Origin of the sequence: Aminipila terrae (assembly GCF_010120715.1) — a bacterium.
Classification (GTDB): Bacteria; Bacillota; Clostridia; order Peptostreptococcales; family Anaerovoracaceae; genus Aminipila; species Aminipila terrae.
The window spans coordinates 1,426,221-1,442,530 of record NZ_CP047591.1; the positions used below are offsets into that span (position 1 = coordinate 1,426,221).

At 38.4% G+C, this 16,310-nt stretch carries 12 protein-coding genes and 2 pseudogenes; 5 read left to right on the forward strand and 9 right to left on the reverse strand.

What is annotated here, in order from left to right; genetic code table 11:
• Positions 1 to 300: 300 nt before the first annotated feature.
• The 6 genes and pseudogenes from Ami3637_RS06800 to Ami3637_RS06825 form a co-directional block, all read right to left on the reverse strand.
• A complete protein-coding gene (locus Ami3637_RS06800; RefSeq protein ID WP_162361915.1) occupies positions 301 to 507 on the reverse strand; it encodes a hypothetical protein in 207 nt (68 codons plus the stop codon).
• A gap of 92 nt (positions 508 to 599) precedes the next feature.
• Positions 600 to 1,478, reverse strand: a complete 879-nt coding sequence (locus Ami3637_RS06805) for a hypothetical protein (RefSeq protein ID WP_162361916.1) — start codon at positions 1,476 to 1,478, stop codon at positions 600 to 602.
• A gap of 464 nt (positions 1,479 to 1,942) precedes the next feature.
• Positions 1,943 to 3,219, reverse strand: a pseudogene (locus Ami3637_RS06810) (adenylosuccinate synthase).
• Positions 3,220 to 3,346: 127 nt separating this feature from the next.
• Positions 3,347 to 4,777 carry an adenylosuccinate lyase gene (gene purB, locus Ami3637_RS06815; protein ID WP_162361917.1) on the reverse strand — a complete coding sequence of 477 codons (1,431 nt, stop codon included), beginning with the start codon at positions 4,775 to 4,777 and terminating at the stop codon, positions 3,347 to 3,349.
• A 110-nt stretch (positions 4,778 to 4,887) separates the two neighbouring features.
• Positions 4,888 to 5,025, reverse strand: a pseudogene (gene nrdD / locus Ami3637_RS19085) (anaerobic ribonucleoside-triphosphate reductase); the annotation flags it as partial.
• A gap of 324 nt (positions 5,026 to 5,349) precedes the next feature.
• Positions 5,350 to 5,898, reverse strand: coding sequence for an HDIG domain-containing metalloprotein (locus Ami3637_RS06825; RefSeq protein WP_162363688.1), 549 nt, complete (start codon positions 5,896 to 5,898; stop codon positions 5,350 to 5,352).
• 177 nt (positions 5,899 to 6,075) lie between these two features.
• On the opposite strand from Ami3637_RS06825, the gene Ami3637_RS06830 reads away from it, so the two are divergent.
• The 4 genes from Ami3637_RS06830 to Ami3637_RS06845 all read left to right on the forward strand — a co-directional run bounded on the left by Ami3637_RS06830 (position 6,076) and on the right by Ami3637_RS06845 (position 10,832).
• Positions 6,076 to 6,783 carry a tRNA threonylcarbamoyladenosine dehydratase gene (locus tag Ami3637_RS06830; RefSeq protein ID WP_162361919.1) on the forward strand — a complete coding sequence of 236 codons (708 nt, stop codon included), beginning with the start codon at positions 6,076 to 6,078 and terminating at the stop codon, positions 6,781 to 6,783.
• A 159-nt stretch (positions 6,784 to 6,942) separates the two neighbouring features.
• Positions 6,943 to 8,277, forward strand: a complete 1,335-nt coding sequence (uraA, locus tag Ami3637_RS06835; protein WP_162361920.1) for a uracil permease — start codon at positions 6,943 to 6,945, stop codon at positions 8,275 to 8,277.
• Between the two features lie 43 nt (positions 8,278 to 8,320).
• Positions 8,321 to 9,652, forward strand: coding sequence for a branched-chain amino acid transport system II carrier protein (brnQ, locus tag Ami3637_RS06840; RefSeq protein ID WP_162361921.1), 1,332 nt, complete (start codon positions 8,321 to 8,323; stop codon positions 9,650 to 9,652).
• A 295-nt stretch (positions 9,653 to 9,947) separates the two neighbouring features.
• Complete coding sequence (locus Ami3637_RS06845) at positions 9,948 to 10,832, forward strand: glycoside hydrolase family 25 protein (protein ID WP_162361922.1); 885 nt, start codon at positions 9,948 to 9,950, stop codon at positions 10,830 to 10,832.
• A gap of 51 nt (positions 10,833 to 10,883) precedes the next feature.
• On the opposite strand, the gene Ami3637_RS06850 is transcribed toward Ami3637_RS06845, so the two are convergent.
• From Ami3637_RS06850 to Ami3637_RS06860, 3 genes are all read right to left on the reverse strand, one after another.
• Positions 10,884 to 11,027, reverse strand: a complete 144-nt coding sequence (locus Ami3637_RS06850) for a hypothetical protein (RefSeq protein WP_162361923.1) — start codon at positions 11,025 to 11,027, stop codon at positions 10,884 to 10,886.
• Between the two features lie 109 nt (positions 11,028 to 11,136).
• Positions 11,137 to 11,907 (reverse strand): glycyl-radical enzyme activating protein, encoded by a 771-nt coding sequence (locus Ami3637_RS06855; protein ID WP_202931097.1) that lies wholly within the window; start codon positions 11,905 to 11,907, stop codon positions 11,137 to 11,139.
• Positions 11,895 to 14,282: a glycyl radical protein gene (locus tag Ami3637_RS06860; protein ID WP_162361925.1), complete on the reverse strand. Its 2,388-nt coding sequence runs from the start codon at positions 14,280 to 14,282 to the stop codon at positions 11,895 to 11,897. The genes Ami3637_RS06855 and Ami3637_RS06860 overlap by 13 nt, the downstream gene beginning before the upstream one ends.
• Positions 14,283 to 14,512: 230 nt before the next feature.
• Here Ami3637_RS06860 and Ami3637_RS06865 point away from each other — a divergent pair, with 230 nt between their 5' ends.
• A complete protein-coding gene (locus Ami3637_RS06865; protein WP_162361926.1) occupies positions 14,513 to 16,306 on the forward strand; it encodes a sigma 54-interacting transcriptional regulator in 1,794 nt (597 codons plus the stop codon).
• The last annotated feature ends 4 nt before the right edge of the window (positions 16,307 to 16,310 follow it).

Genomic DNA, 16,310 nt, shown 5'->3' on the forward strand with positions numbered 1-16,310 from the left:
GGAGGCAATTTTGTCAGTTTCTTTACAAGGGGTATTTTGCTTAATATGCCTTCTACCTTAGTCCCTAAACAAACCAGCCCATTTTTAATTTTTAATAAGACTCTGCCCCAAAATCCTTTGCCTTGTTATTTTTCATTTCACCGTCCACTCAGTCTATCCTCTCTTTCCTTATTGTCATATTCTATGTTAATGGAAAAATATGGGGATGTTCTGACTTAAATATGACTATTGTGTGAAGATATGGTGGTTTTTACAACAAAAAAGCTGGCCCAAAGTTAAACTTTAAGGTCAGCTCTCTGACTAACGTTTTGTATTTGGCCCTAGGCCCTCTTTTTTAGAATTATGCCCCAGGTTCTGATGCTGAATACTTCCCGGTGGAATATTTCCATTTTTAACTAATTGCTCTGCATATTTTTCATTTCCAAACCAAAGATCTTTCCCTTCTGGTTTAAAATTTTTGGAATTTTCCATATTGGAAGTTTCCCATAAATTGTCTAGCTCTTTCAAAGAATTCACCTTCCTTTCAAGGCTTATTCTTTCCTTAAAAGTTGAAATTATATGTACAATTATAACGAAAACTTGCCTGTGACACTTCAAGCTCACTGTGCGATTCTTGCCACAAATTCTTCAACTACGCTAATATCTAACGGCATCCTGCTGGTTCCACTTGTTATAAAAAAATTTTTTCCTATTACTAAATCTTCAGAAAGATAATCTCCTACCTTTTTATTTGCTGCCTTTTGATAGTTGCGATTATCCATCATTCCAAAATGCTCCCATATAATAATCTCTTTGTTTTTATCAATTATTACAAAATCAGGGCAGTATGATTTCCCATTGATATAAAGGTGCATCTCATATTTATATATTAAGCCATATTTATGTAATACCATAGCTATTATAGCCTCTGACTTAGACCTTACTTTAAAGCCCAGCCCCGTATCAAACTTTAAGCCTTCGGAGTTCAATACAATACTGTTTTCATTTGAATTAAGTGGAATACCTGTATTCTTTTTGTCCAGTTCCCCTATAAGGCATAAATTAGAAATCAAATTGGAATCGTACCCTGCCCTTAAGGGTACTCCATCAAATCTCCACTCATTAGTTTTATACGGTTTAGGCATACTTTCACTTATATAAAATGGATCAAAATTTATATAAAATTTAATTATTTTCTCCATACACTGAATGTTTTTTTCCAGTATAGCTATACTTTTCTCCACACACCATCTTCGCCTTAAGCTCTTTGCAATTTCGGAACCCCTAGCACCACTTTCATAGATTCTTTTCTCCACCCTTCCTGATTCCTCATTTAAAACCTGATATAGTTCTACTCTGGTGTTACGATATCTTGCTGTTAACTTGCCTTTTTCCAGAGTATATAATTCATTTTTAAATCCCTGAACTAATTTTCTTTGGGTCTTTAAGCTAGAAATTAACTGTTCTTTTGACAACAGCATATTATCCCCTTTTATCATAAATTAAAATGCCGTTCAGCATAAATGTAATTTAATTACATTTATTGTAATATATTCAACAAGCAAATTCAACCCTTTACTTAAGATTTATTTTGCTTTCATAAGATTTCCTTACAAATTATTATCTCTAAGGGTCAAATCCTTGCTTGCTTAGAGCCTAGCCTACCGAAAATTTATAAAAAACTAATATCTCGGTAGGTTTTTTGCATAAAACCCGGCTATTTCGTGCTTAATTTCTTTAATAGATCAAAAATACTACCACATTTCTGTAATTCCAAAAAAATATGGCAGCTTTTGCAAAAAAAGCTACCATAAATCTTAATTTTATTCAATTTTGAGAGCACTGGTTCCCTGATCAACAATTCTGAGAGTATTGACTCCCTAATCTCCAATTTTGAGAGCACCGGCTCTGGCAATCACCAGCTGTAAGAGACCCTGCTCCGGTTTGACCGACTTGGCCGTTTCTATTTTCTTATGATGATATCATCACGGCCTGGTCCGTTGGAAACCATTGTAATTGATACGCCGATTTCCTTTTCAATCTCATTTACATAATTCTGGCATTCAACTGGAAGCTTATCAAACTCTCTGATGCCTCTGATATCACATTTCCAGCCCGGCAGTTTCTTTAATACTGGCTTTGCTTTGTAAAGCTGAGTTGTATTGGGGAAATCTGTTGTCACTTCACCATCGATTTCATAACCCACGCAAATAGGAATTTCATCTAAATATCCAAGAGGATCCAATACAGTAAGAGCAACTTCTGTAGCCCCCTGCATACGACATCCGTACTTGGTAGCGACTGCATCAAACCAGCCTACACGTCTAGGTCTTCCAGTAGTAGCACCATATTCACCGCCATCGCCTCCACGCTTTCTAAGCTCTTCTGCTTCATCTCCAAACAGTTCACTTACAAATGCTCCTGCACCAACTGCACTGGAGTAAGCTTTAACTACAGTTATAATATCCTTGATTTCATAAGGTGCAATACCTGCTCCAATAGCGCCATAAGCAGCTAAAGTAGAAGAGGAAGTAACCATAGGATAAATTCCATGATCCGTATCTTTTAGTGCACCCAGCTGGCCTTCAAGAAGAATAGTCTTGCCTTCTTTTATGGCATTGTACAGATATGCAGCTACATTACACACATAAGGTCTCACCATTTCACGGTATTCTACCATGGTTTTGTAAAGCTGTTCCTTGTCAATGGCTGGCTTATGATATAAATGTTCCAAAATAATATTTTTCTGTTCACATACATTATTTATTTTTTCTTTTAATGTATCTTCATCAAAGAGTTCATTCACCTGAAATCCAATTTTTGCGTATTTGTCAGAATAACAAGGTGCAATCCCGGACTTTGTTGAACCAAAGGATTTCCCCCCAGTCTTTCCTCTTCATATTCATCAAATAAAATATGGTAAGGCATTAAGATTTGCGCTCTGTCTGAAACTAATACTTTAGGCTTTGGAACTCCCTGTTCAACCAGAGAATTTATCTCCTTTACAAGATATGGGATGTTTAATGCTACTCCGTTACCGATAACACTGGTTGTGTGCTTATAAAACACACCGGAAGGCAGCAAATGTAACGCAAACTTGCCATAATCATTGACAATTGTATGTCCAGCATTGCTTCCGCCCTGGAATCTTACGATTATGTCGCATTCTTTAGCAAGCATGTCTGTAATCTTACCTTTTCCTTCATCGCCCCAATTAGCGCCTACGATTGCTTTTACCATAAAAACACCTTCTTCTTTCTATTTTTATCAAATTTATTAATTAAAAAAGCCGATTTAACCAGGGAAAATATTTTCACCAGATTAAACCGACCTCTGGCGTGTGTCATTTGCTATTAAATGTCAAACACTAAACAGTTACTTCTCCTGTAATACCTAATATATCCTTATTCTTCTCCAAAATAGGCTTTACTATTTCTTCAATAAATTCAGTAGTCTGCTGCACTGCTCTTCCCACAAAATTTGCAGGATCCATAATACTTTGCAGCTGCTCTATCGTCATATTAAATGCAGGGTCTTTCGCTATTCGCTCTAGTAAGTCGTTGTCTTTACCTTCAACCTTAACCATTTTTCCAGCTTCCATAGAGTGTTCACGGATTCTTTCATGTAGTTCCTGTCTGTCTCCTCCGGCTTTTACTGCATCCATCAGGATATTTTCAGTTGCCATGAATGGTAATTCCTGCATCAGTCTGGCACGAATAACCTTGGGATAAACTACAAGTCCATCGGTAATGTTTAAATAAAGTTCCAGAATTCCATCTACTGCTAAAAAGCCTTCTGGAATGCTTATTCTTTTGTTTGCCGAATCATCAAGAGTTCTTTCAAACCACTGGGTTGCTGCTGTAATGGCAGGATTATTGGCATCTGCAATCACATAATTCGCTAAAGAAGCAATTCTTTCACTTCTCATAGGATTTCTTTTATATGCCATAGCTGACGAACCAATCTGACTTTTTTCAAAAGGTTCCTCAACTTCTTTTAAATGCTGTAATAATCTTATATCATTTGAAAATTTGTGGGCACTTTGTGCTATTCCACTGAGTACATTCAATACCCGGCTGTCCACTTTACGGCTGTAAGTCTGGCCTGAAACGGCATAGCATGCCTCAAAACCCATTTTCTCTGCTATCATACCATCTATTTTTTTAACTTTTTCATGATCCCCATCAAACAATTCAAGAAAACTTGCCTGGGTTCCGGTAGTTCCCTTGGAACCAAGAAGTTTCATGGATTTAATCAGATGTTCCAAATCTTCCAGATCCAGTAATAAATCCTGCATCCAAAGAGTTGCACGCTTTCCTACAGTTGTTGGCTGAGCTGCCTGGAAATGGGTAAATCCCAGGGTTGGCATGTCCTTATACTGAGCTGCAAATTTAGCAAGTTCAGCTATAACGTTAATCAGCTTCTCCCTTATAAGCTTCAGACCTTCTGTCATAATGATAAGATCTGTGTTGTCCCCTACATAACAGGAAGTTGCCCCCAGATGTATAATTCCTTTTGCTTTGGGACACTGCTGCCCATAAGCATAAACATGTGACATAACATCATGTCTTACAACTGCTTCTCTTTCCTTAGCAACTTCATAGTTTATATCAAGGGCATGTTCTTTTAATTCATCAATCTGTTCCTGCGTAATTGGAAGGCCCAGCTCTTTTTCAGTTTCTGCAAGAGCAATCCAAAGACGACGCCATGTGCGAAACTTCATCTCCGGTGAGAAGATATACTTCATTTCCCTGCTTGGATAACGTTCCGATAAAGGGCTTGTATAATTTGTTTTCATATATCATAATCCTTTCTTTACGCCATAATAATACAAATTACTTTTTGAACCCATATATTTTATCATCATATCTTTTTAATTACAAGGAAATTCATATCTGATTTAAAAATTTAAATCCGCTCCATACCGCAGCATTCACGGCCTTCAACTCCGTGCTTAACTCTGTCATGTTCTTCCGCTGCTTTTGCATTATTCCAGTGATCCATGGTTCCTACCAGATAACCCGTAATTCTTCTGATACGATCAAAATTTACATGCTCAAATTCATAGTTTAAATCAACAAATTCTCCATCTGCCTTTACATCTAAGCTTTCCAGTTTCCTGTTATATTTATTCTGTAAATAATCCACGTATACCTGTGCCTCTTTCTGGTCTACATTTCCAGTAATCCTAATGCTCATAAAAATACCTCCTATATATCCTTAATAATAAAAATTAAACATCATATAGTTACCAGTTTACACCTTGCAACTATATGTTGTATAGTATATGGGCAAAAAAACAACAAAAAAACAAGGATGCCTCTTCGCTTATTTAGTACCCTTGTTTTTCTTCTTTAAACCATATTAGTTTTATTGCAATTCACAAGTCTTCATAGCTTCCAGTGTCTCTGCAATCAGCTGGTCCAGATCCCATCCAAGCATACCAGCTCCCTGTTCTATTACATCACGGGAACAACCTGCCGCAAACTTCTTGTCCTTAAATTTCTTTTTAACGGACTTCGGTTCCATATCCTGAACACTTTTTGAAGGCCTCATCAATGCAGCCGCCCCAATTAGTCCAGTCAGTTCATCTACTGCAAACAGAACTTTTTCCATTTGGTGCTCAGGTTTTATATCACAACATAACCCATATCCGTGACTGGCAACAGCATGAATGAAATCCGATTCAAAGCCCTTTTCTTTCAGTATTTCCTGGGCTTTTATACAGTGTTCCTCCGGATACAGCTCAAAGTCTATATCGTGAAGCAATCCTACTACTTCCCAGAAATCAGAGTCTTCTTCATATCCCAGCTTTTCCGCAAAATATTTCATGCAGCCGGCAACAGTCAGTCCATGTATGATATGGAATTCTTCTTTATTATATTCTTTTAATAATTCTAATGCATCTGTCTTATTCATGGTTTTCAATAAACTCGCCCCCTATTTTGTTCTACCAAACAATTTTTTTAGTATTTTTTAGTTAATTCATTTAATGTATATTATCTCTTCTTTTCCTTTTAAATTCAAGTAATAAATGCTAAAATAAGAGGGATTCTAACTTAAATACATGATTAATCAGAAATTGGAGAAGATATTATGCAGGGACAAGAAACTATATATTCAAGAACGGAACGACTTTTAGGCTCTGAAGCTTTAAATAAATTGTCTGGATCCAGAGTTGCTGTTTTCGGTATTGGTGGAGTTGGGGGCTATGTTGTAGAAGCTCTTGCCAGAAGCGGGGTTGGCACTATTGACATTATTGATAAAGATGAAGTTAGTATCAGTAATATTAACCGGCAGCTTATCGCTACTTCTAAAACTGTAGGGATAGCTAAGGTTCAGGTTATGAAAGAGCGAATTCATGATATAAACCCAGAGATTAATGTAAACGCTTATCAGTGCTTTTATTTACCAGAAACGGCAGACCAGTTTAATTTTAATGATTATGATTATGTTGTAGATGCTGTAGATACGGTAACTGCCAAAGTGGAAATAGTCATGCGGGCAGAGGCTGCCGGCGTTCCTGTTATAAGCAGCATGGGTGCAGGGAACAAACTTGATCCAACTATGTTTGAAGTAGCAGATATTTATAAAACCTCTGTATGCCCTCTGGCAAAAGTTATGAGAAAAGAACTTAAACAGAGGGGAATAAGAAAACTTAAAGTAGTTTATTCCAGGGAGCAGCCCGTACCTGTTTCAAAACCTGATCCTGGAGAAAAAGCAACTCCCGGTAGTGTGGCGTTTGTTCCTTCTGTAGCAGGGTTAATTATTGCAGGAGAAGTAATTAAAGACATTATTCTCTAATATTTACAAAATAATATAAAATTGTGCAAAAAAATATAAATTTTTATATATTTTTATCGTTTAATACAAAATATATTACAAAATACTACAAATTCTACTTGCCCCTCTCATTAGAAAATGCTATAATCTCTTTTGGTCTGATGAAAGGAGGCTTTTTTTATGGAAAGAAAAATAATTCAAGTGGAGGATAAAGTTCCATTTTCTTTAATGGCACCTCTTAGTTTGCAACATATGTTTGCCATGTTCGGTGCATCAGTGTTAGTTCCCTTCTTATTTGGGATAAATCCGGCAGTGGTTCTCTTAATGAACGGTATCGGTACATTATTATTTATATTTATTACCAAAGGCAAAGCACCGGCTTACTTAGGCTCCAGCTTTGCTTTTATTGCGCCCGTAATTACTTTAATTGATAAATACGGACAAGATTTAGGTTATTCATATGCCCTTGGGGGCTTCGTGGCAGTAGGTCTCTTTGGTATCCTGCTTTCACTTATCATATATAAGTTCGGTGCAGACTGGATAAATGTGGTTCTGCCTCCGGCAGCCATGGGACCAGTGGTGGCACTTATCGGTCTGGAGCTTGCTGGGACAGCGGCCAATACAGCCGGGCTGTTTCATAATGTTTCTTACAAACTGATTGAAGGCACAAATACCTATCATCAAATGGTCACACCAATTGATCCAAGAAATGTTATCGTATTTGTCATTACTCTTGGTACTGCAATTTTCGGCAATGTACTCTTTAAAAAATTCTTTGCGGTTATTCCAATTCTTATTTCCATTGTGGCTGGTTATGTTGCCGCTATATGTGTAGGGATTGTAAGTTTTGATAAAGTAATGGCTGCACCACTTTTGTCCATTCCGAATTTTACAACCCCAAAATTCAGTGCGGAAGCAATTTTTATGATTCTTCCTGTATTGCTGGTTATAACATCCGAACATATCGGACATCAGATTGTAACCAGTGAAATCGTAGGAAAGGATTTAATTAAAGATCCGGGCCTGCACAGAAGTTTATTCGCAGATTATTTTTCTACTACTTTGTCCGGCTTGATTGGCTCTGTTCCAACAACAACCTATGGAGAAAATATCGGGGTAATGGCCGTTACAAAAGTATATAGTGTCCGTGTTATTGCAGGAGCTGCAGTCCTTTCAATAGTTTGTTCCTTCGTTGGAAAACTATCTGAGCTCATCAGCACAATTCCCGGACCCGTTATCGGTGGTATTTCCTTCCTTTTATATGGAATGATTGGTGCATCCGGTATCCGAATCCTGGTTGATTCAAAAGTGAATTATGGCAAATCGAGAAATCTTACGCTTACTTCTGTAGTATTTGTAACAGGTCTTTCCGGAGTTGCCGTAAAATTTGCAGGAATTGAGCTAAAAGGAATGGTGCTTGCTTGTGTTGTGGGTATGATTTTAAGTGCTCTATTCTATATCTTTGATAAACTGAGAATCACCAACGATCAGGAAGAGCCTGATCAAGTATCATAAGCTTCAGGCATAAAAATTTAGACAGAAAAGACAGAGGTAAAAAATGAACCAAAAATTAAGTTTTAGTAAACTTCTTTCGTTATCCCTTATGTTGTTTGCTATGTTCTTCGGAGCCGGCAACATGATTTTTCCACCAATGATGGGACAACTATCAGGTGGAAGTTTTCTTCAAAGTGTTGCAGGCTTTGTTGCTACCGATGCAGGGCTATCCATACTGGGTATCGCTGCCGTAGTTATGGTAGGTACAAAACTGGATGATCTGGTTGGATTAATCGGTCCAAAATTCTCCATATTTATGGGCGTTTTAATCTATTTATTAATAGGCCCGCTATTTGCCCTTCCAAGAACGGGAACGGTATCTTTTGAATTGGCAGTTGTTCCTTTTATTCCCGAAGGTATACCAAAGATTTTATTCTCGGTTATCTTTACCGCCATATTCTTTGGCGTGACTTATGTATTGAGCATAAATCCATCCAAATTAGTGGATATAGTTGGAAAAATACTGACTCCGGTACTATTAATTTCTATTGCAGTTATTTTTATTGCATGTGTGATACATCCAGTAGGAGAAATAGGTACTGCCACAGGAGAATATGCATCCATTCCATTTTTCAGAGGAATGATAGAAGGTTACCTGGCACTTGACGGTCTGGCTGCTTTAGCCTTTGCCATTGTTGTTATTAATTCCGTCAAAGGTTTTGGGATATCCCATCCCAAAGCTATCGTAAAGTATACCCTGCTGGCAGGGGTTCTTGCTGGTGTAGGTTTAGGTATTGTTTATCTGGCCCTAGGGTTTATAGGTGCGCAGACTTCAACCAGTCCTTTATTTGAAAACGGAAGCCAGCTATTAGCCGCAGTAGTTTATCAGCTTCTTGGAAGAGGTGGCAATATTGTTTTAGGGCTTGCAGTTTTGATGGCATGTCTGACTACTTCCATAGGTCTGGCAAGTTCCTTTTCAGATTACTTTAATGTAATACTTCCGAAGTATTCATATAAAAGCATTCTGGCAGTGGTTTGTATTTTCAGTTTTGCACTATCTAATATTGGTCTGACTACAATGATACAGGTTACGCTTCCAGCGCTGGTTATGATATATCCGCCTGCCATCGCTCTTATACTTTTATCCTTCTGCAACAGATGGATAAAAAGCAAATCAGAAGCTTATGCTTTAGCTCTGTTGTTTGCCTTTATCATCGGTGTATTTGACGGTTTAAAGACAGCTGGGATTTCATTGGGAGGCCTTAGTGTACTGGTTGCAAAAATTCCTTTATTCAGCTTGGGGCTTGGATGGATTATCCCTGCCATTATCGGATGTATCATAGGAATGCTTCCATTTGTAAACTTCCTAACAAAGAAAAAAGAGTTTCAGATATAAAAAGCAAAAAAAGAAAAACCTCCCAAAACGGGAGGTTTTTCTTTAGTGTGTGTGTATCTAATAAAAGAAGGAAACCTGCATTATTTAAAATGCATATTTCAGGGTCCCAATAATCCCCTACAAGCTTTATTATAGACAAGGATTGTGATGATTATGTGTAGAATTTATGTAAAATTTATTTATTTCCTTAAGAATTTCTTAATATAAACTACTTTTAAACTTAATAATTGTGTTTTATAGTAATTATATACTTAAATTGATATTATTTTACTATATAAATAGCAGGAGAAACGAAATGACATATGGGGCAGAAAAAAAACGTCGGACGAAAAAGAATAAAACTAAATTAATTTTTTTACCATTTAAAATCTTTTTAGTTCTTTTATTTGGGCTCTTTGTCTGGTACAGCCTTTTTAATTTAGTCTTTAATCATACAGAGGATGCTACAGAAGCCTCATCCTCTTCCGTTTATGACCCTTACGAGAACGTTCCTCTGCACAGTTATAACTGGGACAACCTTTCAGTCAGCCCTGGCCGGATTGAGTATACAGATGATAAGGGGATAAAGGCTTTGCAGGGAGTAGATGTTTCTCACTACCAAGGAAATATAAACTGGCAGAAAGTAAAAGCTTCTGGAATCTCTTTTACCATGCTAAGGATAGGGTACCGAGGTTATAAAAGTGGCAAAATCATTCAGGACACAAACTTTATTCAGAATATGAACCAGGCCCTTTCTGCTGGTATCCATGTGGGTGTATATTTCTTTTCACAGGCTATCACAGAAGAAGAAGCCATAGAAGAAGCTGATTTTGTTTTGCAAAGTATTGATGGTTATAAAGTCACATATCCTCTTGTATTTGATTTAGAAGAAATTTCATCTTCAGATCACCGGGCTTATAGTTTAACGAAAGAGCAACGGACAAAAATAGCTATCGCCTTTTGCAAACGAATAGGATCTGCAGGTTATACTCCCATGATATATGGCAATGGGTCCTGGCTGACAGATTGTTATGATCTTAATCAGATTTCAGACTTTGATATCTGGCTGGCCCAGTATGCTAATTGTCCAACTTTCCCTTATGATTTTAAAATGTGGCAATATACAAATGCAGGATATGTTGATGGAATCAACCATGTAGTTGATATTGACTTATGCTTTGAGCCGTATAATAAAGATTAAATTCTCTTTATGAAAAAAGGGGCGCTCAGCCCCTTTCAATGGTTTTATTCCTTATTTTTCATATGCCAGCAAGATTACATCTTTGCCATCTTTCGTTTTTATCTGGTTCTGCATTCCGTTAAGATTTTCAACATCTTTTGAAGTAATATCTGCAAAATTCATATTTTTTACTTCCATATCTATTATTCCTTTCACTTTTTAATTATGAAGATAGCTTATGCAACTCATCCCAAACCATACTTAAAAACTACAGCCAATAATTGTTTATGTAATAAAAAATTTTTAAATTGTTATTAGTTAATAATTATATTAGTTTTATATTTTTGACACAACTGCTAAAATATAGCTTTCGATTCTGAAAGTATTCTGTCTCAGGAGGCCTGATATCCTTTAGACGATAGCTCCTTCCCAGTTTTTCATAGGTCGGTACTCCTAGACGGTGATAAGGCAGCAATTGGATGGCAGAAACAAATGGAAGCTCCTGACAAAATTCAGCAGCTGCTGCCAGTTCATCGTAGCCGTCATTAATTCCTGGTATCAATGGAATACGAATAACCACATCCAGAGACTGATTCTCAGAAGTCACCCTACATATGTTATCCAGAATAACAGCATTGTCATGACCGCAATATTTCTCATGTTTTTTTCCATTATAAAATTTTAAATCAACATACAAAGTATCCAAATAGGACAAAATCCTCTGTAACTCACCGAAAGGAGCAAACAAGCAGCTCTCCATTGCTGTATTCATTCCAAGGAACTTACATTGCCTAAGAATTTCTGCTGTAAAGGCTGGCTGTAATAAAGGTTCTCCCCCGGAAATGGTCATTCCTCCGCCTGAGTGAAAGAAAAAAATTTTATCTTTTTCAACTTCTTTGATTACCTGGTCCACCGACATTATGCTCCCATATATTCTATCCGTACCCTGCTCCATTTCGGGAGATTGACTTTCTGGTGTGGAACACCATGCGCAGGATAAAGGGCAGCCTTTCAGAAATACAACGGTTCGCAACCCTTCCCCATCGTGGATGGAGGATCTTTCTATCCGCAATACCCTGCCACTTAATTCTGACATTGACATCCCATGATTCCTTTCTGTGTTGTCCTACTGATTATATCATCCTGTACTTCTTTATCTAGTTCAACAAAGTAAGCCGTATATCCTGCCACCCGTATCAGGAGACCTTTGTATTCTTCTGGATATTTCTGAGCCAGTAAAAGCTTTTCTCTGCTTATGACATTGAACTGCACATGATGAATACCTAAAGTGCACATGCTCTTTAAAAGTGCCATTACCTGTGCTTTTCCCTTATCTGTCTCTACAAGCTCCGGCTCCACTTTCAGGTTGAGCAAGGTTCCCTGAACAAAACGGGCATGGGGAATTTTAGACACGGACTTCAATACTGCAGTGGGACCTTCTACATCTGTTCCTCCACTTGGACTGAGTCCATCCGCAAGAGGTTTCCATGCCAGACGGCCTGAAGGCAAAGCCCCTACCTCTTTGCCAAATGCAATATTTCCAGTAACAGGGAGGATACCGGGGGTCATTTTACCGAACTTACTACTATACCCTTCTATTTCATCAGCCAAAAAAGTGAACATTTCCCCGGCTATGTCATCAACCTTGGGGTTATCATTCCCATACTTAGGAACCTTTAAGCATAGTTCCTGTACTGATTCATACCCCTCAAAATTATTGGCTAAGGCCTGACAAAGTACCTCCATTATAACAGTCTTATCTTCAAAAATGAGCTGCCTCACCGCTGCCATACTGTTAATCAAATCGGCTACGCCTATAAGAATGGTTCCGTTTCCAATATTGTACTTTGCCCCTCCCGTAGAATAATCTTTGCAGTTTTCTATGCATTCCTTAAAGGTAAAGGACAGAACAGGAACAGGTCGGTGCAGACAGCAAATATCATCTATGATATGACTGCTGGTAATGCAGCGCCTGATTAGATAGGCCGCCTGTTTTTTCACTGCTGCTTCAAACTCTTCATAGCTGGTAAAGGTTTTCGGATCACCTGTGTGTTCTGAAATAAAATGGCCTGTTTTACGGGATTTTCCGTCAGTCATGGCAAGCTCTATGACACTGCCAAGATTAATCTCCGTCATATCTGTTACACCACGAAGCCGCCCTTCCAGATTCGTTTCCACACAGCCGCATGGATTCCAATCCAAAGCTTCTCTCAGAGGAATACCTTTATTCTGAATCATCTGAATGCCAGTTTCATCATTAAAGAATGCAGGGAAACCTGTTCCCAGACTGATCAGGTCTACCACCTTTCGTAAAAAATGATCTGAATTCTTTGCCATACTATACCGTACGGATAGGGAAGGCTGATACAGCTGTACATCCATGGTAGCCTGCAAAATCAGATAGGAAAGCTCATTAACTGCATCATCACCATTTGTATTGACTCCGCCTACGCTGACATTCTGAAACATGGGATATCCCGCACTGAATCCAGCAGTACTTTCATCTGTAAAAAAGCATGGTTCGCTGAACTTAATCCAGAGACAATCCAGAAGTTCCTGAGCCTGATCTGATGTCATCCGTCCGCTGTCTATATCATTTTTGTAATAAGGCCATAAGTACTGATCCAGCCGTCCCGGATTGTAGGAGGCCGCATTTTGTTCCATAATCAGACAGTTCTGATAGAAACAGATTGCTTGCAAAGCTTCCCAGAAATTTGTAGCAGGATTCTCTGGGACATTGCGGCAGATTGCAGCAATGGTTTCCAGTTCCTTCTTTCTCTTTGCATCCCTTTCTTTCGCTGCCTGTGTTTCTGCCAAATCTGCATGACGGTTGGCTAAAATCACAAGCCCTTCCGCTACCGTCTCCAGGGCCTGAAGGTATACTTGTTTTTCATAATCCCCGGGAATAGCTGTGTCCAATTTGGCTTTTCTTTCTTTAATCACCTGGAGGATGCCTTTTACTCCTGCTTCTAAGAGCCATTTATAGCCAGCAGTTACTTCCCCGAATCCCCTGCTGCCTTTGCTGTCTACGAGAATCGCACCGTTATCCTGCAACCGTTTAACATCATCAGGAATCTGACGTTTCCACATTTCCCGGGTAGATCGACCCAGCCAGTAAGGTTGGATGATTTCCAGAAAGGTTTTACGATCCTGGTCTCTTAGAATAAAGGGATCACATGGTCGGGTGCTGATTGTATCCAGCTCTTCTGCAAGAACGGCCCAGCTGCCATCTGCACTGATTATTCCGGTTCTGGTCTTGCTCCCACAGCTTCCGATAATCAGCTCTCCCTCATTGATGAATACTGATTTTTCAGCGCATTGCTTACGAAAAGCATGTGCTTTACAAAGAACTACCGGAAGTCCTGCCGCTTCCTTAAATCCCTCTGTCAGGATTCTGGCCGGCTCCAGATCAATTTCCGGTTGAAAGGAAAGTAATTTTTCCTTTAACATTTTTACTCTTTCTGTAACCATTGACTACTACCTCATCTCTTCTTTTTTGTGACCATTTATTTAATTATTACGCAAAATCGATGCCATCGCACAAAGGGCTATTTTCACTATGATTTCCATCATTATTCTCAATATTGCGAATTAGTTTTCTTTCTTTTCACTTATTTCTCTGATATAATCAGCATATATCAAATTCTCAATATTGCAAAATTTTTGCATATTGTTGTTTTTCCAAAGAAAGAAGGGTCAAAATGGGATATCTCATTAAGCTTCAGAAAGAAGTTCAGAATTTTGCCGAAGCTATTTCAGCTGCCTTAAAGATAGAAACTGAAATTCTCGATGATGATTTTTTTGTTGTTGGAGCCACAAGCCATTTTTTGCAGGAGTTTATTCTGCAGAACTCCTTTTCAAACATTCACATAACGCGACACGTAATGGAAACCAAACGTCCCATGGTTTTACTGGATCCCAGTGAAAACCAGCTTTGCAGCAGCTGTTTGGAAAAACAGGAGTGTTTTTATAAAGCAGGACTCTATTATCCCATACTGTCAAAAGGAGTATGTTACGGAGTGATTAGCCTTGTTGCATTTAATGAGGACCAGAAAAAAATTATTGCAGAAAACAGTTACACTTTTATGAATTTTACCAGCATTATGGCAAACCTGCTGGCCTCTAAAATACAGGAGTCCATTACTTTGGAAGAGCTTTATAAATCCAATGAGTATCTGAATACAATTATTTCTTCTGTTCACGAAGGTATTATCGCCTGTGATATGGAAGCCCATATTACCTGTTTTAACCATACTGCCGAGGAAAAGCTGGGCGTTGACAGATCTGCTGTGATAGGCCGGTCCGTGTTGGAAATGTTCCCAGATTCTCAACTGGCAAAAGCTATAAACAGTCAAACGTCAATATACGATACTAACGCTGAATATCGAAATGTAAACGGAGACCCAGTTCATGTAATTTCCAACGTTACCCTGGTCAAAAAAGATGATTTTCTTTTAGGCGCAGTTGAATCCTTTAACACAGAAGAAAGTTTATATCGTTTTGCCCACAGATTGTTCTCTGAAGAATATTCCTATTCATTTAACAACATCATTGGGAACAGCCCTGTCATGGAATCTGTAAAATCCCGTGCCAACGCTATTGCCAAAAGCCCTTCCACTGTCCTGATCACCGGTGAAAGTGGAACAGGGAAAGAACTCTTTGCCAATGCCATTCACCATGCCAGTCTTCGTGCAGAAAAGCCTTTCATCCCTATTAATTGCGGAGCCATTCCAGACGCCTTGTTAGAAAGTGAGCTTTTCGGATACGAAAAAGGAGCCTTCACCGGAGCCCGGACAGAAGGGAAACCGGGTATCTTTGAACTGGCTCAGGGAGGTACGATTTTTCTGGATGAAATCGGCGATATGCCACTTAATCTCCAGGTAAAGCTTTTGCGGGTATTACAGGAAAAAGCAATCCAGCGTGTGGGCGGCACGAAAATCATTCCCATCGACGCACGAATTATTGCAGCATCTCATAAGAATCTGGGGACAAAAATTGCTGAAAATCAATTTCGTGAAGATTTGTTTTATCGTTTAAATGTGATTCCCATTACAATCCCTCCTTTAAGGGACCATATGGAAGACATGCCCCTTCTTATTGAATTTCTCTTCAATAAGTTTTCAGTTTTGTTAAATCATAAAATCAAAGGGGTTTCTGAAGAAGCTTTTAAACTATTATGTTCCTATGGGTGGCCCGGTAACATACGGGAATTAGAAAATGCCATTGAATACGCTGTAAATTTTTCTGAAGGAAGTGAAATAATAGGAGTGAGTGCTCTTCCACGGTGGTTATATCAAGATAATAAGGAAAGTAATCTAAATCCAAAGCTACCAGTTGTTAACCGTAAAGAACATCTGGGAAATCAGGAAAGAAATTTAATTGAAAGTGAACTTCTGGCAGAGGGAACTTCTTTAGATTCCAAGAAAAAAATCGCATTGAAACTTGGAATGAACTTGTCCACTCTATATCGAAAAATCAAAAAATATGGTTTATAATAAG